The organism is Chryseobacterium sp. RU37D (assembly GCF_900156075.1).
Taxonomy (GTDB): Bacteria; Bacteroidota; Bacteroidia; order Flavobacteriales; family Weeksellaceae; genus Chryseobacterium.
The window spans coordinates 74,098-100,846 of sequence record NZ_FTMM01000007.1; the positions used below are offsets into that span (position 1 = coordinate 74,098).

Annotated in this window: 21 protein-coding genes; 10 read left to right on the forward strand and 11 right to left on the reverse strand. The window is 35.8% G+C overall.

From position 1 onward, the window contains the following. Positions 1-283: 283 nt before the first annotated feature. The gene (locus BW926_RS05140) at positions 284-838 is read left to right on the forward strand and encodes a thioredoxin family protein (RefSeq protein WP_076444831.1); all 555 of its coding nucleotides are present in this window, start codon (positions 284-286) and stop codon (positions 836-838) included. 210 nt (positions 839-1,048) lie between these two features. Here the strand turns inward: BW926_RS05140 and BW926_RS05145 are convergent, their stop codons facing one another. Next, entirely contained in the window at positions 1,049-1,954 is a 906-nt protein-coding gene (locus tag BW926_RS05145) for an AraC family transcriptional regulator (RefSeq protein WP_076444833.1), read from the reverse strand. Between the two features lie 124 nt (positions 1,955-2,078). Between BW926_RS05145 and BW926_RS05150 the strand changes: the two genes are divergently transcribed. The 3 genes from BW926_RS05150 to BW926_RS05160 all read left to right on the forward strand — a co-directional run bounded on the left by BW926_RS05150 (position 2,079) and on the right by BW926_RS05160 (position 7,325). Continuing rightward, positions 2,079-3,308 carry an MFS transporter gene (locus BW926_RS05150; RefSeq protein ID WP_076444835.1) on the forward strand — a complete coding sequence of 410 codons (1,230 nt, stop codon included), beginning with the start codon at positions 2,079-2,081 and terminating at the stop codon, positions 3,306-3,308. Position 3,309: 1 nt separating this feature from the next. Beyond that, positions 3,310-4,788 carry a trehalase family glycosidase gene (locus BW926_RS05155; protein WP_076444837.1) on the forward strand — a complete coding sequence of 493 codons (1,479 nt, stop codon included), beginning with the start codon at positions 3,310-3,312 and terminating at the stop codon, positions 4,786-4,788. A 77-nt stretch (positions 4,789-4,865) separates the two neighbouring features. Continuing rightward, the gene (locus tag BW926_RS05160) at positions 4,866-7,325 is read left to right on the forward strand and encodes a TonB-dependent receptor (protein ID WP_076444915.1); all 2,460 of its coding nucleotides are present in this window, start codon (positions 4,866-4,868) and stop codon (positions 7,323-7,325) included. Between the two features lie 102 nt (positions 7,326-7,427). Here BW926_RS05160 and BW926_RS05165 read toward each other — a convergent pair whose 3' ends face one another. Beyond that, the gene (locus BW926_RS05165; protein ID WP_076444839.1) at positions 7,428-8,066 is read right to left on the reverse strand and encodes an MBL fold metallo-hydrolase; all 639 of its coding nucleotides are present in this window, start codon (positions 8,064-8,066) and stop codon (positions 7,428-7,430) included. 204 nt (positions 8,067-8,270) lie between these two features. On the opposite strand from BW926_RS05165, the gene BW926_RS05170 reads away from it, so the two are divergent. Beyond that, positions 8,271-9,482 (forward strand): type IX secretion system plug protein, encoded by a 1,212-nt coding sequence (locus BW926_RS05170; RefSeq protein ID WP_076444841.1) that lies wholly within the window; start codon positions 8,271-8,273, stop codon positions 9,480-9,482. A gap of 475 nt (positions 9,483-9,957) precedes the next feature. On the opposite strand, the gene BW926_RS05175 is transcribed toward BW926_RS05170, so the two are convergent. The 3 genes from BW926_RS05175 to BW926_RS05185 all read right to left on the reverse strand — a co-directional run bounded on the left by BW926_RS05175 (position 9,958) and on the right by BW926_RS05185 (position 12,365). After that, positions 9,958-10,188 (reverse strand): hypothetical protein, encoded by a 231-nt coding sequence (locus BW926_RS05175; RefSeq protein ID WP_143756500.1) that lies wholly within the window; start codon positions 10,186-10,188, stop codon positions 9,958-9,960. A gap of 207 nt (positions 10,189-10,395) precedes the next feature. After that, positions 10,396-11,418, reverse strand: coding sequence for a ferrochelatase (gene hemH, locus BW926_RS05180; protein WP_076444845.1), 1,023 nt, complete (start codon positions 11,416-11,418; stop codon positions 10,396-10,398). A gap of 68 nt (positions 11,419-11,486) precedes the next feature. Continuing rightward, on the reverse strand, positions 11,487-12,365 hold the full coding sequence (locus tag BW926_RS05185) for a NifU family protein (protein WP_076444847.1): 879 nt from the start codon (positions 12,363-12,365) through the stop codon (positions 11,487-11,489). Between the two features lie 153 nt (positions 12,366-12,518). Here BW926_RS05185 and BW926_RS05190 point away from each other — a divergent pair, with 153 nt between their 5' ends. Further along, positions 12,519-13,049, forward strand: a complete 531-nt coding sequence (locus tag BW926_RS05190; protein ID WP_076444849.1) for a gamma carbonic anhydrase family protein — start codon at positions 12,519-12,521, stop codon at positions 13,047-13,049. 96 nt (positions 13,050-13,145) lie between these two features. Here BW926_RS05190 and BW926_RS05195 read toward each other — a convergent pair whose 3' ends face one another. Next, positions 13,146-13,589, reverse strand: a complete 444-nt coding sequence (locus BW926_RS05195) for a hypothetical protein (RefSeq protein WP_076444917.1) — start codon at positions 13,587-13,589, stop codon at positions 13,146-13,148. 82 nt (positions 13,590-13,671) lie between these two features. Here BW926_RS05195 and BW926_RS05200 point away from each other — a divergent pair, with 82 nt between their 5' ends. The 3 genes from BW926_RS05200 to ribB all read left to right on the forward strand — a co-directional run bounded on the left by BW926_RS05200 (position 13,672) and on the right by ribB (position 18,454). After that, positions 13,672-15,798, forward strand: a complete 2,127-nt coding sequence (locus BW926_RS05200) for a helix-turn-helix domain-containing protein (protein WP_076444851.1) — start codon at positions 13,672-13,674, stop codon at positions 15,796-15,798. A gap of 463 nt (positions 15,799-16,261) precedes the next feature. Then, positions 16,262-17,266, forward strand: coding sequence for an LLM class flavin-dependent oxidoreductase (locus BW926_RS05205; RefSeq protein WP_076444853.1), 1,005 nt, complete (start codon positions 16,262-16,264; stop codon positions 17,264-17,266). A 66-nt stretch (positions 17,267-17,332) separates the two neighbouring features. Beyond that, positions 17,333-18,454: a 3,4-dihydroxy-2-butanone-4-phosphate synthase gene (gene ribB, locus BW926_RS05210; protein WP_076444855.1), complete on the forward strand. Its 1,122-nt coding sequence runs from the start codon at positions 17,333-17,335 to the stop codon at positions 18,452-18,454. 43 nt (positions 18,455-18,497) lie between these two features. Here the strand turns inward: ribB and fmt are convergent, their stop codons facing one another. The 5 genes from fmt to folK form a co-directional block, all read right to left on the reverse strand. Beyond that, positions 18,498-19,445: a methionyl-tRNA formyltransferase gene (gene fmt, locus BW926_RS05215; protein WP_076444857.1), complete on the reverse strand. Its 948-nt coding sequence runs from the start codon at positions 19,443-19,445 to the stop codon at positions 18,498-18,500. Positions 19,446-19,522: 77 nt separating this feature from the next. Then, a complete protein-coding gene (locus BW926_RS05220; protein ID WP_076444859.1) occupies positions 19,523-21,424 on the reverse strand; it encodes a RecQ family ATP-dependent DNA helicase in 1,902 nt (633 codons plus the stop codon). 78 nt (positions 21,425-21,502) lie between these two features. Further along, positions 21,503-22,963: an OmpA family protein gene (locus BW926_RS05225; protein WP_076444861.1), complete on the reverse strand. Its 1,461-nt coding sequence runs from the start codon at positions 22,961-22,963 to the stop codon at positions 21,503-21,505. A 31-nt stretch (positions 22,964-22,994) separates the two neighbouring features. After that, positions 22,995-24,497 (reverse strand): OmpA family protein, encoded by a 1,503-nt coding sequence (locus BW926_RS05230; RefSeq protein ID WP_076444863.1) that lies wholly within the window; start codon positions 24,495-24,497, stop codon positions 22,995-22,997. 21 nt (positions 24,498-24,518) lie between these two features. Beyond that, complete coding sequence (gene folK, locus BW926_RS14165) at positions 24,519-24,935, reverse strand: 2-amino-4-hydroxy-6-hydroxymethyldihydropteridine diphosphokinase (protein WP_076444865.1); 417 nt, start codon at positions 24,933-24,935, stop codon at positions 24,519-24,521. A gap of 19 nt (positions 24,936-24,954) precedes the next feature. Here folK and sppA point away from each other — a divergent pair, with 19 nt between their 5' ends. Then, positions 24,955-26,712 carry a signal peptide peptidase SppA gene (sppA, locus tag BW926_RS05240; RefSeq protein WP_076444867.1) on the forward strand — a complete coding sequence of 586 codons (1,758 nt, stop codon included), beginning with the start codon at positions 24,955-24,957 and terminating at the stop codon, positions 26,710-26,712. Positions 26,713-26,749: the final 37 nt, after the last annotated feature.

Below are 26,749 nucleotides of genomic sequence, written 5' to 3' on the forward strand. Positions count from 1 at the left end.
ATTACTAACAGTGTTAGCAAAACTACAAACTTTTTAATATAACTTCCAAACAAATTTCAGAGTTTAACTTTTGGCGAAAGATTTTTTGAAGACTTTTAAAATTTGCTGGATGCTGAAAGAATCGGGGATTGAAGACGTTTCATGTTATTGTTTTTTTTAATTATTGTAAAAATTAATGAAGTTTATAGTCAAGTTCAATTAATAACTTCAATTCTCCCGCATCTATCTTCCTGGCTAGAATAACCAAGAAAATCTTTATCTTTGTGGCTAAAATAAAAAAGATATGAATACTCCCTCAAATATGATTGATTTGGGTACCAAAGCTCCTTTTTTTGAGCTTCCAAACCCATCAAAAAGCAATGAAATTCAGTCATTGGATGATCTGAAAGGAGAAAAAGGAACGTTGGTTATCTTTATGTGCAACCATTGTCCGTTTGTTCTTCATGTAATAGATAAATTAAACGAATTATATGAAGACTATAATGAAAGAGGGATTGAATTTATCGCAATAAACTCGAATGACGTAGAAAAATATCCTGCAGATTCTCCGGAAAAAATGATCGAATTTCAAATTGAAAGAAAATTCGATTTTCCTTATTTATACGATGAAAGTCAGGCAATCGCTAAAGCTTACGATGCAGCTTGCACACCGGACTTCTTCTTCTTTGATGAGAAATTAGACCTTATTTACAGAGGCCAAATGGATGATTCAAGACCGGGAAATCATAAGGATGTAACGGGAGAAGACTTGATTATTGCTTTTGAAAATCTTTTGTTGGGCGAGCCACAAGAGGAAATTCAAAGACCAAGCATGGGCTGCAATATCAAATGGAAATAATTTTTCGTTGATTGTTGCGGGTTGTCGGTTAATGGTTCTGCAACTTAACTATATAATATATAAAGCTGTTCTTGGGGGACGGCTTTTTTTGTTTATGTGAGATCCTTTGACAGCTTCGTTTTAGGATGACATTGCTACAATTGGGCATTAATAAAACGGCTAGTATTAGAGAAATGTCATGTTGAGCTTGTCGAAACATTTTAAAGTAATTTAAAAACTAGCCTTAATCTTCACCTCATTCTCCACCTTTAAATCTACATTTACCTTATTATGTGCGAAATTTTTCATAAACTCCGAAGGTGTTTTCTCCGTATATTTTTTAAACATTCTATTAAAATAAGTCACATTATTAAAACCACAGCTATAACTGCATTCCGAGATACTTTTATCCTGCGCCATTAGCAAACAAGCTTTATTAATTCGGTATCGATTCACAAATTCTGTAAATGTAATTTGCGTTGCTTTTTTGAAAAAATTACAGAAAGCAGGCAGGGTTAAATTTGCCAGTTTTGCGACATTTTCGATGTTAATTTCTTTATCATAATTGTGCTCAACATACGTGAAAATGTTTTCCAGACGGGTTTTATTTTTTGAAATAATGGTGTAAGGCATGATTTCCTTATTCAGGAGCTCATAATCTTCACATTTTGAAAGTTCAAATAAAATTTCCAACAACAATAAATACCTTTTATAGCCTTCAAATTCCAGCATTAATTTCAATTTTGGAAGCATCTTTTTATGAACCTCATCATGAAAGTGAATTCCATATTTTGACAATTCTAAAAGATTTTTAATCGATCTGGCTTCCACTTCCTGTTGAGGAAACTGCAAAATTTCTTCTTTAAACTGAAGGACAATTTCTTCATGCGGATCAATAGAATTCAACCCAAATCCCGAATGTGGAATGTTTGAACCGATCAATACCAGATCACCATTCGTATAATTACTTTTATGATAACCGACATGTCGAGTTCCGCTCCCGGAAATCACGCAGACAAGCTCAATTTCGGGATGATAATGATATTCCCATTTAAATTCCGAAATAGGCGAATTGTTGTGAATTGTACGGAATGAGCTCTTTTCATCGGGGATTACTCTTTCAAATGTAACTTTCATTTAGTTAATCATATTTTGTTTCCTAAAATAATAATTATATTAATATAGTTCAAATATTCATTTACTATGTTAAATTAATGTTAACCTAAATGCCTCTATCTTAGCCGACAAGAAAAATAATTGAATGAAAAATTTCAACATTAAGGCGGTTTTATTTTTAAATTATTTCGTTTTTGCCATTCTTTTGAATTCTGTAGGAACGGTAATTTTACAGGTACAGCAGAATTTTGGGATCTCAAAATCTCATGCAAGCGTTCTGGAAGGTTTTAAAGACCTGCCGATTGCCATTTGTTCATTCATTTTAGCATCATTTTTGCCAAAAATCGGGATCAAAAATTCGATGCTGACGGCATTGCTTCTCGTTAGCTGCATGTGCTTTGTAATGCCTTTTTCCAATGATTTTTGGTTTTTCAAGCTGCTGTTTACGGTAGTCGGAGTTTCTTTTGCTTTAATTAAAATTTCGGTTTTCACTTCCATCGGACTGGTGACGAATACGGATAAAGAACATTCAAGCTTTATGGGTTATCTGGAAGGGTTTTTCATGATCGGCGTATTAATGGGAAATGTTTTATTTAGCTTATTTATTGATGACCATAACCCAAGATCAACCCATTGGCTGAATGTATATTGGGTGTTGGGAGGGATTTCAACCTTGTCATTTTTGTTTTTATTCTTCACAAAATTGGATGAGCACGAAGCGAAAAGTGAAAAAACAGATTTGCTGGGTGATTTAAGAAACAGTGCAAGTTTGTTCGGCTACAGAAAAGTATTATTCTTTTTATTGTGTGCATTTCTTTTCGTTTTGGTTGAACAAAGCTTCCAGACTTGGACACCGACTTTCTATAAAGAAATTTTAAAAGTCCCGACTTCCATGAGCATTCAGGCAGGAGCAGTATTGGCAGGTGCTTTTGCGCTGGGAAGGTTTTTATCGGGCTTTTTCTCGAAAAAATTCAGCTGGATTTATGTGGTTTCTTTTTGTGTGGTTGGTTTTGCGATGAGTATTCTGCTGGTACTTCCTTTAACTCATAATATTAAAATTAATGCCGGAACAACCTGGTTCAATGCCCCTTTGGTGGTGTATCTATTTCCATTGATGGGGGGGCTGCTGGCACCGATTTATCCAAGCATAAATTCTGTAATTCTGGCCTCTATCCCGAAATATTTACATAGCGCCATGTCTGGTTTGATCGTGGTTTTCTCTGCAATTGGAGGAACAATCGGATCAATAATTACTGGTTTTGTGTTTCAGGAATTCAGTGGACAGCAGGCGTTTTACCTTTCGTTAATTCCGCTTTCCCTGTTGATTATTTCGGCAGTTTTCATGAATAAATTAAAAATAAATCCTAAAAAATAAAATGAATACACAACTTTATATAAAAGAAATTCAGGCACTTTTTGATGATGTTCAAAGGTCAAAGGTTTTTGAAGATCAGAAAATGATGACCGATGCCGTTCCTCTGCTTCCGATTGCTGAAATCAACGCAAAGTACGAAGCCGAAAAAAAGTCTCCGGATTTTGATCTGAAAGATTTTGTGCTGTCGAATTTTGATTTTTTAGGAGCAAAAGTTTCTATTCACCGAGAAGAACAATTGCCGATTGAAGACCATATTGAAAAGCTTTGGGACGAGCTTACAAGAACGGCTTATGAAGAAAAAGGCACATTATTAAAGCTTCCAAAGCCATATGTAGTTCCCGGAGGCCGTTTTAATGAATTTTTTTATTGGGACAGCTATTATATTATGCTTGGTCTGCAGGTTTCCGGTAGAGTGGAAATGATGGAAAATATTGTGGAAAACTGCTCTTATCTAATTCAGACTGTGGGATTTGTTCCTAATGCAAGTCGTACTCATTTCTTAAGCCGCTCGCAGCCTCCGTATTTTTCATTGATGCTGGATCTTCTTTTTGAAACGACAAAAGACGAGAGTGTTTATATTAAATATCACAATACGTTAAAAAAAGAATACGCTTTTTGGATGAACGGAATTGAAAGATTAGAAAAAAAATCAAGCATAAAAAGGGTGCTTAAGACTAAGGATGGAGATACTTTAAACAGATATTACGATGCTGAAAATGAGCCCCGTCCGGAGAGCTATTTGATTGATATTGAGGATGCAGAAAATGCAGGTGAAGAATTTTACAGAAATATAAGAAGTGCCTGCGAATCAGGCTGGGATTTTTCCAGCAGATGGTTTGCAGATGGAGAAAATATACAGACGATTGAAACATTGAACCTTGCCGAAGTAGATCTGAACTGCCTTCTGTGGCATTTGGAAAAAACACTGGCAAAATCTTCATCGCTTCAAAATTTATCGGAAAAAGAAAATTATTTTAAAGAAAGGGCAGTAGGCAGAAGACAGATAATCCACAAATATTTCTGGGACGAAAATTCTGGAACTTATAAAGATTATCATACGAAAAAAAACACAACCACAACGTCTGAACATATTGCTGCTCTTTATCCTTTATTCCTGGGGTTAGCAAGTGCTCAACAGGCAAAATCTGTTGCAGAAATTATTGAAAAAAAGTTTTTGTATCAGGGCGGATTGGTCACTACCACAAAAAAAACAGGCCAGCAATGGGATCTTCCCAACGCCTGGGCTCCATATCAATGGCTGGGTTTTAAAGCTATGAAAAACTACGGCTTTGATGATTTGGCGGAAAAAATTAAAAATAACTGGTGTGAAAATGTAGAAAGAGTCTACAACAACACCGGAAAACTGATGGAGAAATATAATGCATTAGACATAGAAACTGTTGCAGGTGGTGGAGAATATCCTAATCAGGACGGTTTCGGATGGACGAATGGGGTATATCTTAAACTAAAACAAAACTAAATAGTAAGGAATTAGAATCTCAACCCTTTTTATTATTTAAAATAATATTAAAATTAATTATAAAAAATTATATGACTATGAAAAAAAGATCGATATTCTTACTCGCAGGTATCGCAACTTTGTATTTCAATAATACATATGCTCAGGAAACGCCTGCACAGGACTCGACAAGATTATCAACTTCTATTGACCAGGTGGTTATCACCGGGAACTCAAACCCGAAAAAGAAAATAGAATCCAGTACGGCAATTTCTACATTTACAGCAAAAGAAATTCAGAAGCAAAACCCAATTAGTGCGGCAGCATTATTACAAAGAGTTCCGGGATTTGCGGTAGAAACTTCAGGAGGAGAGGTTGGGAACAACCTTTTTGCAAGAGGTATTCCTTCTGCGGGAGCTTACGAATTTGTACAGGTTCAGGAAGATGGTCTTCCGGTTTTTGAGGACGGGGCTTTACAGTTTGCCAATGCAGATAATTTCTTCCGTGTAGACAATTCTGTGAGCAGGCTGGAAGCTTTGAGAGGAGGTTCGGGATCTATTTATGCCAATAATTCTCCTGGTGGTCTGATCAACTTTATTACCAAAGAAGGAAGCAATGACTTTAAGGGTACCGCAAAACTAGAGACCAGTACTTATGGTCTTATGCGTACCGATGTCAACCTGGGAGGAGCGCTGGTAGAAGATAAATTATTCTTTAATGTCGGAGGTTTCTACAGAGCAGACAACGGGATTAGAAAAACAGGATTTAAAGCCAATAACGGCGGGCAGATCAGAATGAATCTGAAATACGTCTTTGATAAAGGCTATGCTAAAATATATTACAAAAAGCTGGATGACAGAAACACTTTCTTCCTTCCGATTCCTTTGGTTCAGAACGGAAATGATCTTAAAGAGTTTTCGGGTTTCGATGCTAATTACGGAACCTACAGCTACAGAACCATTAGTCAGCTGAATATTCCGCAAGCAGGCGGAGGGTTTTTCAACAGAAATTTAGAAGACGGAATTCATCCGAAAGTAGATGTTCTGGGAGCAGAATTTAAATATGATTTAGGAAATAACTTCTCTGTTTTAAACAAAACCAGATATACCAATATCAATATGAATTATACAGGGATTTTCCCTGCAGGTGGACCTCAAAATGCTGTTGAGTTTGCAACTAAACCCATTTCTCAAGGTGGAGATTATGGGATGACTAATTATCAATATTCTTTAGTCAGCAATGGAGCAGTGGTCAATCCACAATTTGTTCAGAAATTAGGTTTCTGGGCCATCGATAAACAAATGAATAATTTTGTAAACGATTTACAATTCAATTATAAATTCAACAAAGGAAATGTAACGGCCGGATTCTATAAATCCAACTGGAAATCCCATCAATACTGGAATTGGAGCAATATTTTAACAACGGCAACAGACAGGCCTGAGCTTCTTAACCTGATAGACACTTCGCTGCTTCCAACTGATATGGGATATTCTAAAACTTACAATGGAGTTACGAATATGTCTTTCCTGATCAGGGATTCTCAGATTCAGGGAAGCCTAAATGATTTATATTTAAATTTAGATTATAACATTACTGATAACTTAAGTTTTAATGGAGGAATCCGCTACAGCAGAGATTTTTACAAAGGTTATGGAGTGAATACAACCACTTCTAATCTGAATGATTCTAATTTAACAACAGACGGAACTCACAGCTTCTACACTACGACAGCAGACGATAATATGGCTGTATTAGGAAATAAATATACCTATTGGAATTATGATGTAAGCAGGGTTTCTTTCACAACCGCTCTAAATTATAAAATTAATAGAGAAAATGCTGTGTATGCTCGTTTTTCCAACGGCTTCAGATCTCCGAACGAAGAAGCATATTATAATAATATGAATAATCTGTCAGCAATAAAACCGGTAACAACCAATCAATTGGAAATTGGGTATAAATATTATTCAAGAACATTTGATGTAGCGGTGATACCATTCTATTCTACATTAAAAAACCTTTCATTTACAGATGTTTTCTCTGATGGTGCTTCAGAAAATAAATTTGCCAATACAACCAACATGGGAGTGGAACTAGAAGGATATGCAAGATTATTCAATAATTTGCTGGAAGTAACCTTTAACGGAACAATTCAGAATCCTAAATACAAAGATTTCACCGGAAGAAATGCAGACGGAACAACATTCGATTACGATGGAAATACTGTGAGAAGAATGCCGAAATTCTACTTCAATATTTCTCCTGCTGTGAATATCACAAAACAATGGAGAGCCTATGTAAGCATGAATTATTACGGAAAACGTTTCCAGGATGAAAAAAATGCCCAGACATTACCTTCATTCTCCGAATTCGGGGCGGGAACTTCTTACCAGTTGGGGAAAATCCGTTTTGCAGTTGACGGAACGAATATCTTTAACACCATCGGTATTACAGAAGGTGACCCAAGAGCAGGATCTCCTACAGGTGACGGGATCATTATGGCCAGACCAATCATGGGAGCAGCTGTAAGGGCATCTATTACATTGGATTTCTAACACATTAGTTTCTTCATAATTGATAAAAACCGCCAGAAATCTCTGGCGGTTTTGTTATAATAAATTGACAGATATTAAACCTTCAAGGTTTAATATCAATAATTACTTTAAAAATGGATTATACTCCTTTTCAAAACCGATTGTCGTTGGGTTTCCATGTCCGGAGAAAACCTGTGTTTTGTTATCAAAGATGAACAGCTTTGTTTTTATTCCTTCAATTAACTGCTCGTAATTTCCTTTGTAAAGGTCTGTTCTTCCAATGCTTCCTTCAAACAGTACATCACCGGAAATCATGAATTTCTGATTTTCGTTATGATAAACCAAGCTTCCCGGAGAATGTCCCGGAACGTGGTAGACTTTAAATTTTTCCTCGCCAAGATCCAGTTCATCTCCTTCATTAATATATTCAATATCAACATTTACAGGATTAATCTGAAACCCGAATCTCATTCCGCTGGCCTGAAGCATATCCAGCACTTCTTTATCATCCTGATGCATCGTTACAGGAACTTTATAAGTGTCAAAAGCCCACTGCAAGCCTAAAACATGGTCAATATGAGCATGAGTTAAAAGGATTTTTTCGATTTTTAATTCATTTTCCGTAATAAAACTTTCAATAGCTTTGGTTTCCTGGCCATTCATATTTCCAGGGTCGATCAGCCAGGCCTTTTTATTTTCGTTGTAAATGATGTATGTGTTTTCGCTTGCAAAATTGAATACAAAACCTTGGATTTGAAGCATATTGTGAATGTTTTTTTGTGAACAAATGTAAGAACAAAAGTTTTGATTTAAAATTTTTAATTTAAATATTAATGAGTAAAAATGATTTCTTCATTAAAATATTCATTAAAAGATGCTTCGACCTCAGTAATTTTTATGATTAGAAAATAATTAAAAACATACTTATCACATCAGAAATCCCGATTTTTCTTTATCTTCGTCATAATGAAAACTTTGCAAATAGTATTACTTTCTTTGAGCGGATTGGTTTTTGGGCAGAATATCCAAAGCATACAGCTGTTCAATCCCCAGACAAATGACGAGACACCGGTTATTAATGTTGGTCAGCAGCTTGTTTTAAGCTTTGATGATCTTACCAATGCCAGCGAAATCTACCGGTATACCATCAAGCACTACAACAGAAACTGGGAAGATGACAACCTTTTCTTCACCGAATATGCCAATGGAAGCCTGAATGCGCTGCTTGACAAATTCCAGTATTCATTCAATACGTTGCAGGCGTATACTCATTATACGCTGACGTTTCCTAACGATAAAATACAGCCGAAAATTTCAGGGAATTTTGAAATTATAGTGTATAAGGATTCAGCGGATAAGCCACTTTTCAAAAGAAGATTTTACCTTGTGGAAGATGTAGCTGCAGTAGCTTTAAACGTTTCAAGATTTTCTGATGCAAGAAATCCGGATGCCAATCAAAGGGTAGAGGTGAAAGCTGTTTCAAAGGGCGGGAACTTGTCGTCCAACGTCAATTCCATGAGCCTGAATGTAATGCAGAACAACAATCCAAATGTGACAATTAAGAACTTAAAACCAAGCGCAACATTAGGAAACCAACTGCTTTTTCAGCAGATGAGCCTTGTTTTTCCGGGAAATAACGAATTCTATTATTTCGATAACAAAAATATGAATATGGCTGCAGACATGGTGCGCGCAACAGAAGTCCTTGACGGAGTGAACCAGACTTACCTTCATCCGGTTTGGGCATTTCCCCTGAATTATCAATACCAGCCTGACGTAAACGGAGCATGGTATTACAGAAGAAATGATCTCGGAAGGGAAAGGGATGCAACCCGGGAAGCAGATTATTCGTGGGTATATTTTTCTTTAGATTCTGATCCGGTGGATAAGGATATTTATGTACTGGGAGGGTTTAACGATTTTAAACCAAACAAAGAAAACCAGATGCAGTATGATGCCGCAACAAAAAAATATGTGGCCAAATTATACTTAAAGCAAGGTTTTTACAATTATATTCTGGCAACAAGAACAGGAAATGGTCCACTGAATTTCGGTGACGTGAATGGGAACTTCTGGCAGACCGACAACTTGTATCAGGCATTTTTATATTATGCGCCTTTCGGGAGAAATTATGACGGTTTGATGGGATATGGTGAATTCAGAACGCCGGTGAGATAGTGTTTTATTACGGCCGGCTATAGTGTCTGAGTGTTTTGAATTTTTAATAATTGTTGAGATGCTTCGGCGGTCTCAGCATGACAAACCTAATGCTAAAGGCTTTTATTAAACGGGTAATTTGTAGTGATATCATGCTGAAGCCGCGGAAATATCTGATGCGGGAAAACAAAAACCTCACAGAAAACTCCTGTGAGATTCAATATAATAATAGTTCTGGAAAAATCTTCTATTTTTTAAAAATTGCTGTTACAAACAAAACTTCTTCATTTTCAAAAAGGTAATGAATAGTAACAGGAAAATTGCTCATTGCGTATATGCTGACATCTTCCGGCCTTTCCATCTGCTACAGGATTTCTTCAATTGTGTCCTTTAGATCTTCAAGGAAATAAGCTCCCATACTTTCTTTTTCCGTGTTAAATACCCGCATAAGAAGCCTTATGTCGTTTTTGCGATGGAAGAGAGCAGTACCTTCATTTTAAGCGTAATACTTTTTCAGCTCCGAAATATTTTCGTAGAAATCTAATTTTGTGTTAGGATTTTCATTATGAAACTGGATTCTGTATAAAATTTCATCTAAATGAATTTTAGGAATAGCAGATTGGCTCTTCTTTTCAAAACTTTCCATCATTTTTGCAAAAGCTTCCAGTATTTCCGGACTGAAGTTTTCAATTTTACTCTTTAAAATTTCGGCAGTTGCATTCATCATTTTTATTTTTTAAGATTAATGATGTTCTTTTTGACAGGGTAAAGGTATGAAAAAATGTTTAATTTTTATAAATTTATATTAAAAATTTAGGGGTGTAATTGATTATTATGTAATTATATTGAAATAATAGATGAAAAACGGAGGGGTATTGGCAAAATATTTTGATATTGAACAAAAAAATAACCTCCGTTTCCGAAGGTTTATATTTTAGACAAAATAAAATTCATTAAGTTTTTCTTCACATAACGTTTTTACCACATCTATCCAGCGGTCTTCATCGTTCAGGCAAGGAATATAATGGAAGTTTTCGCCGCCGCCATGCAGAAACTGCTCTTTTCCCTCCACTGAAATTTCTTCCAGTGTTTCCAAACAGTCCGAAACAAAAGCCGGACACACAATTGCCAGGTTTTTAATGCCTTTAGCAGGGATGGTTTCCAACGTTTCATCCGTGTAAGGCTCAATCCATTTATCTTTTCCTAATCTTGACTGGAATGAGACAATTGTTTTCTCTTTCGGAAGATTAAGTTTTTCAATCACCCTGTTTGTGGTATCAAAACACTGGTGACGATAGCAAAACTGATGGCTAGGATTGTTTTCTCTTGAGCAGCAGTCGTTCAGATTACATGTTTTTGTAGGGTCTGTTTTATAAATATGCCTTTCCGGAACCCCATGATAAGAGAATTGAAGCGCATCAAAATTCTCAGGAAGCTTTTCCTTAATACTTTCAGCTAAACAATTAATATAAATATCCCTATTGTAAAAAGGCTGGATATAATTGATCCTTACATTAGGGAATTTCTGCTTTCTTACTTCTTCTGCTTTTTCTATTACGGTTTCCGTTGTACTCATCGCATATTGCGGGTACAGGGGGAAAAGTACGATTTCGGTTACGCCTTTTTCCACCAGCTTGCGGATTCCTGTTTCTATGCTTGGTTCGGCATATCTCATCCCGATTTCCACCGGAACATCCACCAGCTTCTGTAGCTTTTTCTGAATTTTTTCAGTAATGACAATGAGTGGTGAGCCTTCATCCGTCCAAACAGTTTTGTATGCTTCAGCAGATTTCGCGGGTCTTGTTTTTAAAATAATACCGCGAACGAGAAGTGCACGGAAGATCCAGCGGTAATCGATCACTCTTTCGTCCATCAAAAATTCATCAAGATATTCCTTTACATCTTCTACAGCCGTAGATTTTGGTGAACCTAAGTTTACTAATAAAATTCCTTTCATAAATATAAGTAATGAGTAAGTTAATAATGAGTAATTATTGCTGATTGCCCATTACTCATTGTTCATGTTTATCCGTTGACAGCTTCCACACGTTCCACAAGATCCGGAACGAATTGCTTTAAAATATTTTCAATTCCGTTTTTCAGCGTGGCTGTAGAGCTTGGGCATCCTGAACATGCACCTTGTAACAGCATTCTTGCAGTTTTGCTTTCCTGGACATATTCCATTAAAGAGATTTTTCCTCCATCATTTTCTACAGCTGGAGCAACGTATTCATTTAATATGTCAGAAATTTTTTGTTCATCGTCTGTATAATCTCTGTTAATGATCTTCTCTACAGGATTTTCGTGCTTCTGAGGCTCAAGATTTGAAATTTCTCCTCCATTCTGAAGGTAATCGGCAATTAAAGCACGAACAGCCATCATTACCTGATGCCATTCTACAGAATTGTCTCTTGTCACTGCCACAAAATTATCAGAAATAAAAACTTCATTCGCAAAATCGAACTCCTTGAAAATAGCCTGAGCCAAAGGAACACCATCTGCTTTATCTCTGGATTTTACTTCTACAAAACCTTCGAGCAGCAATTTGTTTGAAACGAACTTCATCACATTAGGGTTGGGAGTCATTTCAGCATAGATCTGGTACATTTCCTTTTTCTTCTGAAGATAAATTCTTGGGTTGGCCAATAGCTCGTCCTCGATCACATTTTTCAGGCTTTCCGCTACATGTTCCCATTCTACGGTGTCCTGCTTGGCAACTGCTACAAAATTAGCCGTAATGAAAACTCTTTCTACAAACGGATAATTAAACAGCTCCTGAGCCAAAGGGATTTCTGAAATATCTGAATCTCTGTCCAACTCCAAAGATCCCGGGATCAGGTTGTAATCCGCAACAAATTTCATCACTTTCGGGTTTTCGGTTGGTTCTATAAGTATTGTACGCATTTTTTCGTTAAATTTGAGATACAAAAATACGGAATTAGAAGTTAGAAGCTGGAGATTAGAAGTTAGATTTTTGCTATCAGTATCATTTTAAATTATATGATATAAAATTTAATTTTCAAATTAGCTAATTATCAAATTTATCAAACTAAAAATATGGCATTAGTAAAAGAACTTTTAGGAAAGACACCACAAATAGGAGAAAATATATTTTTAGCTGAAACAGCTGTCATTATTGGTGATGTTACCATGGGAAAAGACTGCAGCATCTGGTATAATGCGGTGATCAGGGGGGATGTTCATTACATCAAAATGGGAGATAAGGTTAATGTTCAGGATAATGCGATGCTGCACTGTACCTATCAGAAACACCCTTTGAATATAGGGAATAATGTTTCTATTGGCCATAATGCTATTGTTCACGGCTGCACGATTCAGGATAATGTTCTGATCGGGATGGGAGCTATTGTGATGGATGCTTGCCTTGTGGAAGAAAATTCTATTGTAGGTGCCGGTTCTGTGGTAACGCAAGGGACTCACATAAAATCCGGGGAAGTCTGGGGTGGTGTGCCGGCAAGAAAAATTAAAGATATTAATGCTCAGCTTTTAGAAGGCGAGGTGAACAGGATTGCTGATAATTATGTAAAATATTCTTCCTGGTATAAGGAGAATGTGAAGCATATTTAATGTCAATGGTGAATTTTGCTGCGCAAGTCAATTAATTTTATTGTCAATTTTTTAACTGTAAAAATTCACTTGCTCAGCAAAATTCACCATTCATTATTACCCGTTCACCAGTTCTGCTTTTCCGTCTTTACACTTTATAGAAGTAGGTGGCATAATCATCATACAATCGGATACGATATTGTATTTTTGGTTAAATGCTTTTACTTTTTCTGTATAATCATTAATTTTTGGTAAAAGAGCCGCTTCCATTTTTTTAGGGTAAGCAATATATAACTGAGGTCCACCACATGCTTTTGCACCCATTGGAGCAAAGGTCCATTCATTGGCATCGGTACATTTTTCTTTAGCAATTTCAGATTCAATGGAGGCTTTTATTTTGTCTAATTGTGCCTGGTCATATTTCTGGCTGTTTTCATCGGCAGGCCTTTCCGAAATGTCTTTTGGTAAATTGGCATCCGCTTTTTGAGTTGTATTACATGAAATTATCGTTAATGAAGCAAATAATGCTAAAGAAGGTATCTGAAAGAATATATTTTTCATATAGCTTTTTTTCTGTGCAAGAATTTTCAAAAGTTATGCCAAGATAAAGAAATCAAATTCATTTTCCGTAATTTTGACGGCGATGAACAATCATTTTTTTGACTTAATAGAACATACCAGCAGAAGCGTATTTTTAACGGGTAAAGCAGGAACGGGAAAAACTACTTTCCTCAATGATTTTGTAAAACGGACACACAAAAAGCATATTGTAGTGGCGCCGACGGGGATTGCTGCAATTAATGCAGGGGGTGTAACCATTCACTCAATGTTTGGGCTTCCCCTGAGGACCTTTTTGCCGACTACTGAAAGGATAGATACCAGCCTGGCCAATAATATTGCCGATCTGATGCCTCATTTCAAATACCGAAAAGATAAGCTTAAGCTTTTAAGGGAAGTCGAAATTATCATCATTGATGAGGTTTCCATGCTGCGTGCGGATGTTCTGGATATGATGGATTTTTCGTTGCGGTTTATCCGAAGGAATAATCAGCGTTTTGGTGGGGTTCAGATGCTTTTCATCGGTGATCTGTACCAGCTTCCGCCGGTGGTAAGGGATGAGCATATTCTTAAAATGTATTATAATTCACCTTTCTTTTTCGACAGCTTAGCCATCAAAGAAATTCCTTTAATTACGATTGAACTGACGAAAGTCTACCGCCAGACCGATCAGGAATTCTTAGAGATTTTAAATGCCATCCGTGACGGTGATGTTGCCAATATTGATTTTAACCATCTCAATGAAAGATATGATCCGGATTTTGAAATGGGTGATGAACCCTATGTTTATCTATGCTCGCACAACAAAATGGCGGACGATATCAATCAGGAAAAATTAGCCGAAATAAAAACGGAGGCCAGAAGCTATGAAGCTAAGCTTTTCGGCGAATTCAAAGAAAATCAGTTCCCGAACGAGCAGTTTTTAGAACTGAAAATCGGGGCCCAGATCATGTTTATCCGAAATGATATTTCCGGGGAAAAGAAATATTTTAACGGAAAATTAGGCGAAATTTCAACGCTGGATGAAAATGAAATCAAAGTCATTCTAGACGGAAGTCATCGTGAAATTACTGTAAAACGTGAAGTCTGGGAACAAAAAAAATATTTCCTGGATCATGAAAAAAATATTAAGGAGGAAGTTCTGGGAAGTTTTGAGCAGTTCCCGATAAAGCTTGCTTGGGCGGTTACCATTCATAAAAGCCAGGGGCTTACGTTTGATAAAGTAATCATCGATGCAGGGAAAAGTTTCACGGCGGGGCAGGTTTATGTTGCTTTGTCGCGTTGCAGAACGTTGGAAGGCATTGTTTTAAAATCCAAAATTACGCCTGAAGTTATTTTTAAAGATAACAGGATTCTTCATTTTCATACGGATACCAATGCAAATGACCACATTGAAAATATTTTAAACAAAGAAAAATACGATTACAGCATCAAGAAAGTCCTTCGTAACATTGATTGTCAGTGGCTTCTGAATGAAGTGGAGGAGTGGAATAAGTTATCTGTAATCACGAAAAGCATTGATCATTTAAAAACCAATCAGCTTTATCACCAGCTGAAACCAGAAATTGTCAATCTTGGGAAAATCTTTGAAAAATTAGAAAGGGTAATTTCTCAAAAGGTTAATAATTTTATTGATCAAAAAGAAGAGTGGTCTGAAATTGAAAGCAAAACGAAAGGTGCGGTTAATTTCTTTTTTACTGAAATCCGGGATAAAGTTTTTAACCCTTTGAAAGAATTTTATGCTGAAATTAAAGGTACAAAAGGTTTAAAGCAGTATAATGAAGAATTCCGGGTGTGGCTTGAAGATATTGAAGAGTATTTAAATAGCCTGAAAGAGATTCATTTATTAGAAACGAAGCTTTTAGACGAAAAAAATGATAAGGAAATTAGCATGAAAATTGCAAAAGTTCCGTCCCAGGTGTTGACCTTTCAATTATTTGAACAAGGAAAAACGATTGCGGAAATTGCATTGGAAAGAGGCCTGGTTAAGGAAACGGTGATTGGCCACCTGGCAAAATTTGCCGAGCAGGGCCTGCTGGATATTTCAAGAGTGATCACTTCCGATAAAATCAAGATTTTTGAAGAAGTTTTCTACAAAGATCCTAAAGAAACTTTAACGGAATGGAAAAATATCCTGCCGAGTGACTTTGAGTTCAATGAAATAAGAATTTTGATTAACCATTTTAATTATTTGAAGGAAAAAGGGAAATAATTTTAGTGTAAATTTTGTGGAAATAATTTTTCTAATTCTTCTTGTGAGATTTTTTTCTTAATAATCATCCCTTTTGAATCCAAAAGAAAAGTTGTGAGAAAAACGTTGATATTGTGATTGTTTGGTTCGGTCGCATTTTCATCTAAGAATTGCGGTCATGCCAGTTTTTTTCACGTATTATTTTTTCCAATCGTTAATGTCGTTAGTTCTATCTTTAATGATAATTCTGGAAATTATAATCAATATTTCAGCATTCCAAACTCAATTCTTGATAATCTACAGGATTATATCACATTACTGAAAAAAAAAATAGAAAAACTACAAGAAGAAAATAAAAATTTAAAATCAAAACTCTAATAGTTTTTCTCTGAATTAATCGATCCATCTTATCAATTACAAAAAGTAACTAATGCGGTTTATATGTTTTAAATTTGTCATGGTTTTTAAACTTAAAATTTAAAATATGAAAAATTTTGAAATATCGGTGCTTGATCTTGCGCCCGTAAAGCAGGAGAAAAGCATTTACGATACATTTCAGGACAGTTTATCTTTAGCAAACCACACTGAAAGTTTAGATTATAAAAGATTCTGGCTAGCCGAGCATCACAATATGGAAAGCATTGCCAGTTCTGCAACTTCGGTTCTGATTGGCTTTATCGCTAACGGAACAAAAAAAATAAGAGTAGGTTCCGGGGGAATCATGCTTCCGAACCACAGTTCGTTAGTCATTGCCGAACAATTCGGGACTTTGGAGTCACTTTTTCCCGGAAGAATAGATCTTGGACTGGGAAGGGCACCCGGAACAGATGGTTTGACGGCTCAGGCTTTGGGTAGAAATCCTGCGATTATTAACGAACAATTTCCTAGACAAATCTTAGAATTACAAAAATATTTCTCCAAAGAAAATTCAAACGCGTTAGTACGTGCAATTCCTGGAGAAGGATTAGATATTCCGTTATATATTTTAGGTTCCAGTACAGACAGTGCATTTTTGGCTGCTGAGCTAGGCCTTCCGTACGCTTTTGCGGCACATTTTGCTCCTGAGCAGATGGAAATGGCATTCAATATCTATAGGCAGAATTTTGAGCCTTCGAAATATTTGGATAAGCCTTATATTATTGTCTGTATCAACGGAATTGCAGCGATAACTTCGGAAGAAGCTCACAGAATTTCTACGACTTTGTTCCAAGCTTTCATTAATATTGTAAGAAATGACAGGAAACCTTTTGCACCGCCGGTGGATGATATGGACGACATTTGGTCTCCGATGGAGAAAACAATGGTTTTGCAGAAGTTAAAATATACATTGATTGGTGATCAGGCAGAAATTGAAGAAAAACTGAAAAATTTTCAGTCAGCATTCAATGTTGATGAATTTATTATTAATTCTCATATTTACGATCATCAAAAAAGATTAAAGTCTTATGAGATTTTTAAAAATGCCAAAGACTCCATATTCAAAGTCTAACAAACAATCATATTATTGGGAGATGCTTATTTTATAAGTATCTTTGCACAAAATTAAAAAGTAAAAATGTCAGATATTAAATTAAATACTATTCCAGAGGCAATTGAAGACCTTAAAAATGGTAAAATAATAATAGTAGTGGATGATGAAGACAGAGAAAATGAAGGCGATTTTCTTTGTGCTGCTGAGCTTACAACACCAGAAATCATCAACTTTATGGCGCTTCACGGAAGAGGGTTGATCTGTATGCCGCTTCCTGAAAAAAGATGCGACGAGCTTGGGCTGGAAGTTATGGTAAGCAGAAGCAGTGATCCGAAAGAAACTGCTTTTACAGTGTCAGTTGATCTTCTTGGAAACGGAACCTCTACAGGGATTTCTGCGGCAGATAGAGCAAAAACAATTTTAGCTTTAATGGATGAAAAGTCAAAACCGACTGATTTCATGAGACCAGGACACATTTTCCCGCTTCGTGCCAAAAAAGGAGGTGTTTTAAAAAGAGCAGGGCATACGGAAGCAGCAATTGATCTTACTTGCCTGGCAGGATTAAAAGAAGGCGGAGTAATCTGTGAAATTATGAATGAGGACGGTACCATGTCAAGGCTTCCGGAATTATATGCTTTCGCTCAGAAGCACAATATGAAGATCGTTTCAATCGAAGATCTGATCCACTACCAGCTTAAAAAAGGAAATCTTATTGAAAGAATTGAAGAAAGAAAGGTAAAAACCGCTTACGGAGATTATGATTTCTATGCTTTCAGAGAAACTTCTAATGAACAGATCCATTTTGCTTTAACGAAAGGAAGCTGGACTGTCGATGAGCCGGTTTTGGTAAGGGTACAGTCTTCAGATTCTTATTTTGATGTATTAACAAGGCTGAACAATGGTGAGAAACCTTTATTGGAAAAAGTAACTAATATGGTAAATGAGGCAGGAAAAGGAGCCATTATTTTTATTAATAACGTTTCAAATTCTGAAAATACCTTAAGAAAATTACAGCAGTTCATCAATTATCAGGACGGTCAGGAGCAGCATCCTACATTGGCTTATAACTACAGGGATTACGGAATCGGAACACAGATTCTGAAAAATCTTGGAATTAATAAATTTAAAGTAATCACTCAAAACCCGAATATCAAGCCTCAGGTTGGAGGATACGATGTTGAGGTGACGGAAATGGTTCAGCTTTAATTATAAGGAAACCTTCAAAGTTTCAAAAACTTTGAAGGTTTTTTTAAGCCATTTTTATTTCATCAAAATTTCTGAAGCCGTTCAAGAAATCTTTGATATTCATTCTTTTCTTTCCTTCCAATTGCAGTTCTAAAGGAAAATATATACCGTCTTTTGTATAAATTTTAAAATCATTTTTGGAAATATCCAATGTTCCGGCTCGTTTTCCATGATTTGAAAGCTCAAACTTTCCGCCAAATATTTTTAATCCTTTTTCTTCTTCCCCAATTTTTAAAGTAGTAAAAGCTGCAGGATAAGGTGACATTCCCAAAATAAACTGATGAATTTCCTTTGAAGTTTTTGACCAGTCGATTTTTGTATCTTCTTTAAAGATTTTATAAGCATTTTTAGGATGCTCCACCTGTGGCTGAGGCTTTTCTGTAATTGAATTTTCTGCAAGTCCATCCAAAGTTTTTACCACTAATTTTGCTCCCATTTCCATCAGTCGATCATGGAGGCTTCCCGCATTTTCATTTTTCAGAACCGGAATTTCTTCCTGTAATAAAATATTTCCTTCATCAATTTTTTCATTGATAAAGAATGTTGTTGCCCCGGATTTTTCTTCACCGTTAATAATGGCATAATTGATCGGAGCTGCTCCCCTGTAATCCGGAAGTAATGAAGCATGAAGGTTGAAAGTACCTATTTTAGGCATTTCAAAAAGAATTTTAGGCATCATTCTGAATGCTACCACTACAAATACATCGGCATCCAGCTTTCTTAAATCTTCTAAAAATTCTGGATTTCTTAATTTTTCAGGCTGAAAAACTGGGATGTTATTTTCTGCAGCAAATATCTTTACGGGAGACTGACTGATTTTTTGTCCGCGTCCGCTCGCTTTGTCGGCAACCGTTACAACGCCCACTACCTGATGATGAGACTTATGAATGGTCTCTAATGAAGTTTTCGCAAACTCTGGAGTTCCTAAAAAAACTACTTTCAATGATTTCATTTTACAAAGATAAGGGGTTTGGTAAAGGATTTAAGATTTAAAAATTAAAAATTATTATCACTTATTACTCATTCTACTCATGCCAGCATATAAGTTCTAAAATTCATCATTTTTACTTTTCCTGAATCTAATAAAAAAATCAAGTTTTCAAGGATGTTTTCCTTCGAATGATAGCTGAGCTGTATAGAAAGCTCCTCGATCGTAGCCGGTTTTTGTGCTAATAGATTAATGATCTGCCCGGAAATATTTTTGCCAAAAATTGATTGCTTATTTTTTTCACAGACCGAGCATTGGCCGCAATTTTTAGAATTTTTTTCTCCAAAATAGGCAAGAATCAGCTTCATTTTACAATATTGATTATCTTCAATATAAAACTTCATTTCTTCCCATTTCTGAATTTTATTCTTTTGAATATGTTCAAATAGCTTCCAGTAAATGGTGCTGCTGACTCTTTCATCTCTGGGTTTTAAAAACTTTACGCTTGACAAAGCTCCGTCAACATATTCAAGATAATTTTTCTGCTGAAGTTCCTTCAGTCTTTCTTTGATCAGATGTATGCTTACACCAATTTTATTACTGACCTGCTGCTCATTAAACATTACTTTATGCGTAGTAATTCCCGAAATTGTACGAAGCATAAGCTCAATAAAATAGGCATCTTTCTGAGGTAATTGATCAATTTCGTCTGACTGCATCAAAAGCTGTAAAGAAGACAGACTCTTGTTATCATTATAATAAATGATTTCCTGATTATGAAGAAAATTTAGGACGTTTTTAATCTTAGCAATAGATAATTTTGTGAAACTTTGGATGCCATTGAGATTGATCTGAAAGACCTTTTCCGGCAATTCAAATTCTGCAACCTGGAAGATAGAGTAAAGATGGGTAATAATTTTTAAAAATTCTGCCTTATTTGGAATTTGATTTTTTAGGATCTGATCAAAATTCGAAATTTCCTGCTTATTCCACAACATAAATGCAAAACTGTCTTTTCCATCTCTACCGGATCGCCCGATTTCTTGATAATAATTTTCAATTGAAGGAGAAGGAGAATAATGAATTACAAAGCGTACATTATCTTTGTCAATCCCCATCCCAAAAGCGTTTGTTGAGATCAGAACATTTTTATCACCATTATTCCAAATAGATTGTTTAGCGTTTTTTTCTTTTGGAGTTAATCCCGCATGAAAAAAATCCACATTATTCAATTGATTCTTTTGTAAAAACTCAGTTAGCTGTTCGGCTTCCTTTCTTGTCCTTACATAGACAATCCCGGCTTCATTAGTATATTTTAAAATATCAAAAATCTTTTGAAACTTGTCCGAAACCTCTTCTGTAAAAATTTTAATATTATTTCTTTTGAAGCTTTTTTGAAAAATGTTCGGGTTTTTGAGCTCGAGTTTAAGTTTTATTTCTTCTAAAACTTTTGGAGTTGCCGTAGCTGTTAATGCCAGGCAGGAAATTTTAGGATTATTTCTTCTAAATTCTTTTATATTTTGATAGCTTGGCCTGAAGTCCTGGCCCCATTCTGATATGCAATGTGCTTCATCCACCGCTATAAACGAAAGCTGGATTTCTTCAATATTTTGCAGAAATTGTTTATTAGTAAGCCTTTCAGGGGAAATATATAGTATTTTTATTAAGCCTTCCTTACAACGGTCATATATTGTTTCAGCGTCATATTCATCTAATTCGGAAGATAAATATTCAGCTTCTATACCTCTTGACTTCAGCTGGTTTACCTGATCTTTCATTAATGCTAAAAGTGGAGAGATAACAAGGCAGGTTCCCTCTTTCAATAAAGCAGGGAGCTGATAGCAAAGTGATTTTCCAGCACCCGTGGGCAATAGTACAAGGGTGTCTTTCTCATTGATCACGGAATCTATAATTGCTTCCTGAGAATCACGAAAGGTATGATAACCCCAAAAAAATTTTAAGGTTTTAAATTTTAATTCTTGGAAGTCCTGCTGCGAAATCATAGGATAAATATAATGAATGTAATATAATAAAAAAAGCCACGCTTAGCATGGCTTTGATATAATTTACTAATAAGTTTATTATTTAGCTTCAAAGTAAACTCTTCTGTTTGCTCTGTTTTTCCATTCAGGACATTTAGTAGCAGGATCACACTCAGGGTATTTAAGGTCTTTTTCACCTCTACCGATTGCATTTAATTTGCCAGACTGAACACCGTTTTGGATTAAATAGCTCTTAACGTTGTTAGCTCTTCTTTCAGATAATTTTTGATTATAAGCATCAGAAGCTCTTGTATCTGTAGCTCCGATTACGTTATAAGAACCGCTTGAAGAGTTAATATAATTAACAGCGTTGTTAAGGATAGGTGTGTTAGAAGGTAAAATTCTGTCCGAGTTCAGATCAAATTCAATTCCGTCTAGCTTAGTTTCTGTTTCTACAACAGGTCCGCTTATAGGAGTAGTTGTAGTAGGGCAACCTTGGTTTTCTACAGGGCCAGGAACAGTTACACACTTATCATTAAGGTCAATTACGCCATCAAGGTCAGTATCAAGAGCAACACCAGCACCATCAACTCTTGCACCTGCAGGAGTATCAAGCTGTCTGTCCCAATCATCACAAACACCATCATTATCAAGATCTCCTTTTTTACAAACTTCGATATCCTGGTTTTTAGTAGCCAATACATCTAGCTTGTAATAGATTTCCTGAAGTGGATCATGCCACATTAAGTGAGACTCGTGTTTTCCTAATTTTAGAGAAACCCCTAAAGTTGCATTGAAGAAGTTGTCAGAAACCTGCTCTTCACGTTGGTTGATATCGCTGTATTGAGAACCTCCACCATCGAATTCATCGTCACCAGTCATTACATACATTACTCTACCTTCAATGTCAAGTCTTCTATTAACTTTAAATTTAAGACCTGCACCAGCCTGAGCAAACAAAGATACAAGCTTGAAAGGCTTAACTTCAGTTACCATTCTTTCACCTGTTTCATCTTTTTGATATGCTCTATATGCGAGAGTCCCAACACCGGCATATCCGTGTAATGCCCATCTGTATGGAGAATGGTTGTCAACTCTTCTTAATAAATTTGAGAAGTTGATGTCCCCTAAAATTGAGATCGCATCATATTGAGTTCTAGCCCCTATTTGCTGATATTTTGAAGCATCTGTAGGTGCGGCATTTTTGGTGTTGAACCATCCCTGTCTTGTTTCCCCTCTGTCATATTGTAAATTAATACCAAAAGCATGAGTAATGGCCTTATCAATACTTACGTAAGCAGAATATCCAAAAAGGTTTTTACCATTACCGTTTTTTATAGATGTTAAGTCTGCAGATTGAACTAATGGTACACCGGCACCAGCTGAAATAGACCAATCATTGAATCTTTTAGATTTATTTGTAAAGGGGGAAACATTAGCAGAGCCCGAAGAGAATGTATTTGGATATTCTCCGTTTGAAGCTACTGCAGTTGAGTCTTGTGCAAAGCCTACTGTAGGAACAGCTAATGCTAATGCAACAATTGCTAAACTTAATTTCATAGTGTATTTTTATTTAGTTAATTAAATGATTTTATTTTGCTTGGAAGTAAACTCTTCTGTTTGCTTCATTTTTTTCTTCAGAGCATTTGGAAGCTGGATCACACTCAGGGTATTTAAGGTCATTTTTCCCTCTTCCCTCTGCGATAAGCATACCAGAAGAAACTCCTTTGCTATTTAAATATTTTACAACAGCATCAGCTCTTCTTTGAGACAACTTTAAGTTATAAGCAGCTGAACCTCTTGCATCAGTAGCACCAATTACTAAGAATTTATCACTAGAGTTTAGTCCTTTAATAACCTCTGCTGCACGATCAAGTTTCCCAAAAGATTGAGATCTAATCTTATCACTATTCAGTTCAAATTCAATACCTTCAAAATTTTTATTTACTTCTTCTACTGCAGTTGCAGGTGTAGAAACAGTAGCTGGAGCTGGTGGACATCCATTATTGTCTACAGGACCTGGAACCGTTACACATTTATCATAAAGGTCGATAACACCATCAAGATCCATATCTAATGCTACACCGGCACCGTCAACTCTTGCTCCTGCAGGAGTATCTAGCTGTCTGTCCCAATCGTCGCAAACCCCGTCATTATCTTTATCACCTTTTTCGCAAACTACAAAATCTGTTTCCTTGTTTTCCAAAACATTAGTTCTGTAATATGCTTCTTGTAAAGGATCATGCCATGTAAGGTGAGATAATTTATTACCTAACTTAAATGTAAGTCCTAAGTTTACCGTTAACATATTATCAGATCTTCTTTTATTGATCATGTTATACTTAGAAACCGAAGAATTTAGATCGTAATCAGCAGGACCTGCATTTCCTCCACCATCAAACTCATCATCACCACTGATAACATACATTGCTCTTGCTTCAATATCAATAAGCTTGGATACATTATACTTCAAACCAGTACCGATCTGATAATAGAAAGAGCTGATATCCAACTTCTGATTGATAAATAACGGAATTCTTGCAGGAGAAGTACTCCATCTGAATTCATTATTATCATGCAAAGAAGTGTTGAAGTTCATTAGACCAATACCTGCATAACCATGTAACGCCCACCTGTATGGAGAATGATTATCTACTCTTCTCATAAGATTTGAGAAGTTGATATCCCCCATTAAAGCAATCTGGTTATACTTTGTATTTGCTTCTGCCACTCCGGCAGCAATACCTGCAGCTCCATCCAATTGAGCTTTTTGTGTCGTTTCTCCTCTCTGGTAAATAAGGCTAAGTCCGAAAGCATGACTGATTTGCTTATCAATACTCACATAGGCGTTGTATCCCCAATTGATCTTTTTATCATAGATCGATGTAAGATCCGAGTGTACCATTAAAGCGGTACCACCACCTACTGAGATTGACCAGTCTCTAAATCTTCTAGCCTTGTTGTCGAAAGGTTGGACATTGGCCGAACCTGATGAGAAAGTATTCGGATATTCGTTCGTAGAACTAACAGCGATACTGTCCTGAGCATAAGCTGCAATAGGCAAGGTGGCCAATAATAATAAACCTAATTTCATACAATATGTTTTATGTTTTATTCAGATTAAATCTTTTAATAATATTTTTGAGAACTCCCTTTCAAAAAGATGTTTTTTATGAGGGATTTCTAATCTTCCTGAGATAAACTTTAATTCATTATATTTAACAATATCTATATCTATAACCCTGTCTGCATATCCGCCAGTGACCTTAGAATCGTTATTTCTGCCCATCTCAAATTCAATACTTTTAACAAAATCAAGTAGTTGAATTGGTGAAAGACTTGTTGATATTATTGATGCAATATTACAAAAAATATTGGAACTGACAAATTCTACAGGCTTAGATGTCAAAAATTCACTTATTTGTAATATTTCAATTCCCTCCTCTTTGATCTTTTGCAGGGCGGTTTCCAGATTTTTTTTTTGATTTCCTAAATTACTTCCGAGTAACAAAACTACCTTATGCTGCGACATATTACAAAATGATTGATTTATGAAAAGTTTTTTTAAAAATGTACTGGCAAATATAGTGGCGATTGTCCTATTATGTGTCGTGTTTTTCTTCTTTTTTATTATGATGCTTGTATTTAGTACGATGGGAAGTGATAAATCCGTGGTAGTAAAAAAGAATTCAGTATTAACGATTAATTTAAAAACAAATATTATAGACAGCCCTACGGAAGAGCAGGGAAATCTATTTGCCATTAACGAGCAGAATAAAAGCATATTGATTTATGATGCTATTGATGCTATTCACAAGGCGAAAAATGATAATAATATTAAAGGGATAAGTATCGAAGCGGATAATCTGAATGCAGGGATTACCCAGATTGATGATCTTAGAAATGCAATTTCAGATTTTAAAAAGAGCGGAAAATTTGTTTATGCTTACGGAAATACGGTTTCTCAGGCATCTTATTACCTGGGATCTGTTGCGGATCAGTATTATCTCAATCCATCGGGGATGATTGAGCTTAAAGGTCTTGCAACGGAAGTGACATTTTTAAAAGATTTTGCAGATAAATACGGAATCGGTATTGAGGTTATCCGTCACGGAAAATTCAAATCTGCGGTGGAGCCTTTCTTAAGAAATGATATTTCTCCTGAAAATAAAGAACAATTAAGCACTCTGCTAAAAGACATCTGGAAAAATACTTCATCAAAAATGGCCGCTTCCAGAAAGATTGATACGGCTCAGTTTAGAATCGTGGTTGATAGTTTGTACGGGATGATTCCTGAGTTGGGATTAAAGAATAAATTGGCCGATAAATTAATTCAAAAAACAGAATATGATGAATTAATTAAATCTAAATTAAACTTAAAAGAAAAAGAAAATCTAAATAAAATTTCTTTAGGAAAATACATCGCATCCTATTCCGAAGATCAAAAATCAGGAGATAAAGTGGCTGTTCTGTATGCTTCAGGATCCATTAGCGGAGGTGAAAATTATAATGAGATTCATGCCGAAAATTACATTAAATATGTCAAGGAACTTCAGGAAAATGATAAAGTGAAAGCTGTAGTCTTGAGAATTAATTCTCCGGGAGGTAGTGCAAATGCTTCGGATGAAATTCTATTTGAACTTCAACAATTAAAAAAGAAAAAACCGCTTATTGTATCTTTTGGAGACTACGCTGCATCTGGAGGGTATTATATTGCAATGGCGGCTGATAAAATTTATTCGGAACCGAATACGCTTACCGGATCTATCGGTGTTTTTGGGGTGATTCCTTACTTTAAGGATATTGCCAATAAAAATGGGATCCATTCCGAAATCGTTGCTACTAATGCCAATTCTAAATATTACTCTTCCCTGAACGGAATTAGTCCTTACGGAGTAAGTGTAATTACAAAAAATGTTGAGGGAACTTACAAAAGATTCGTTCATTTCGTAACGCAGAACAGGAAAAAGACTTTTGACCAGATTGATACCATCGGTGGCGGAAGAGTTTGGAGCGGTACAAGAGCAAAACTGATTGGTCTTGTGGATGAATTGGGAACTTTAAATGATGCTGTAAAATTTGCAGCACAAAAAGTGGGGTTAAAATCTTACGAAGTTTCATCTTACCCAAAAAGGATGACCCCTTTTGAGCAGGTATTTAAGGGGCTGAAAGAAGATGATATTTCAGCAAGAGTCATTAAAAATAAGATAGGAAAGGCAAATTATGAGACCATGCAACAGATTATGGAAGAAAGAAAGCTGCAGTCTGAAGTGAAAATGGAAATGCCTTACCAGATCAAGATTAACTAAATTATATATTGTACACAAGAAGGGCGGATTTGATTTC

Coding starts and splice junctions, on each gene's coding strand:
- BW926_RS05225 (WP_076444861.1), bottom strand. CDS start 22,963: ATGAAATTAAGTTTAGCAATTGTTGCATTAGCATTAGCTGTTCCTACA.
- BW926_RS05200 (WP_076444851.1), top strand. CDS start 13,672: ATGAACAATCATTTTTTTGACTTAATAGAACATACCAGCAGAAGCGTA.
- sppA (WP_076444867.1), top strand. CDS start 24,955: ATGAAAAGTTTTTTTAAAAATGTACTGGCAAATATAGTGGCGATTGTC.
- BW926_RS05190 (WP_076444849.1), top strand. CDS start 12,519: ATGGCATTAGTAAAAGAACTTTTAGGAAAGACACCACAAATAGGAGAA.
- folK (WP_076444865.1), bottom strand. CDS start 24,935: ATGTCGCAGCATAAGGTAGTTTTGTTACTCGGAAGTAATTTAGGAAAT.
- BW926_RS05230 (WP_076444863.1), bottom strand. CDS start 24,497: ATGAAATTAGGTTTATTATTATTGGCCACCTTGCCTATTGCAGCTTAT.
- BW926_RS05140 (WP_076444831.1), top strand. CDS start 284: ATGAATACTCCCTCAAATATGATTGATTTGGGTACCAAAGCTCCTTTT.
- BW926_RS05220 (WP_076444859.1), bottom strand. CDS start 21,424: ATGATTTCGCAGCAGGACTTCCAAGAATTAAAATTTAAAACCTTAAAA.
- BW926_RS05155 (WP_076444837.1), top strand. CDS start 3,310: ATGAATACACAACTTTATATAAAAGAAATTCAGGCACTTTTTGATGAT.
- BW926_RS05150 (WP_076444835.1), top strand. CDS start 2,079: ATGAAAAATTTCAACATTAAGGCGGTTTTATTTTTAAATTATTTCGTT.
- BW926_RS05175 (WP_143756500.1), bottom strand. CDS start 10,188: ATGATGAATGCAACTGCCGAAATTTTAAAGAGTAAAATTGAAAACTTC.
- BW926_RS05170 (WP_076444841.1), top strand. CDS start 8,271: ATGAAAACTTTGCAAATAGTATTACTTTCTTTGAGCGGATTGGTTTTT.
- BW926_RS05195 (WP_076444917.1), bottom strand. CDS start 13,589: ATGAAAAATATATTCTTTCAGATACCTTCTTTAGCATTATTTGCTTCA.
- BW926_RS05145 (WP_076444833.1), bottom strand. CDS start 1,954: ATGAAAGTTACATTTGAAAGAGTAATCCCCGATGAAAAGAGCTCATTC.
- ribB (WP_076444855.1), top strand. CDS start 17,333: ATGTCAGATATTAAATTAAATACTATTCCAGAGGCAATTGAAGACCTT.
- fmt (WP_076444857.1), bottom strand. CDS start 19,445: ATGAAATCATTGAAAGTAGTTTTTTTAGGAACTCCAGAGTTTGCGAAA.
- BW926_RS05205 (WP_076444853.1), top strand. CDS start 16,262: ATGAAAAATTTTGAAATATCGGTGCTTGATCTTGCGCCCGTAAAGCAG.
- hemH (WP_076444845.1), bottom strand. CDS start 11,418: ATGAAAGGAATTTTATTAGTAAACTTAGGTTCACCAAAATCTACGGCT.
- BW926_RS05185 (WP_076444847.1), bottom strand. CDS start 12,365: ATGCGTACAATACTTATAGAACCAACCGAAAACCCGAAAGTGATGAAA.
- BW926_RS05160 (WP_076444915.1), top strand. CDS start 4,866: ATGAAAAAAAGATCGATATTCTTACTCGCAGGTATCGCAACTTTGTAT.
- BW926_RS05165 (WP_076444839.1), bottom strand. CDS start 8,066: ATGCTTCAAATCCAAGGTTTTGTATTCAATTTTGCAAGCGAAAACACA.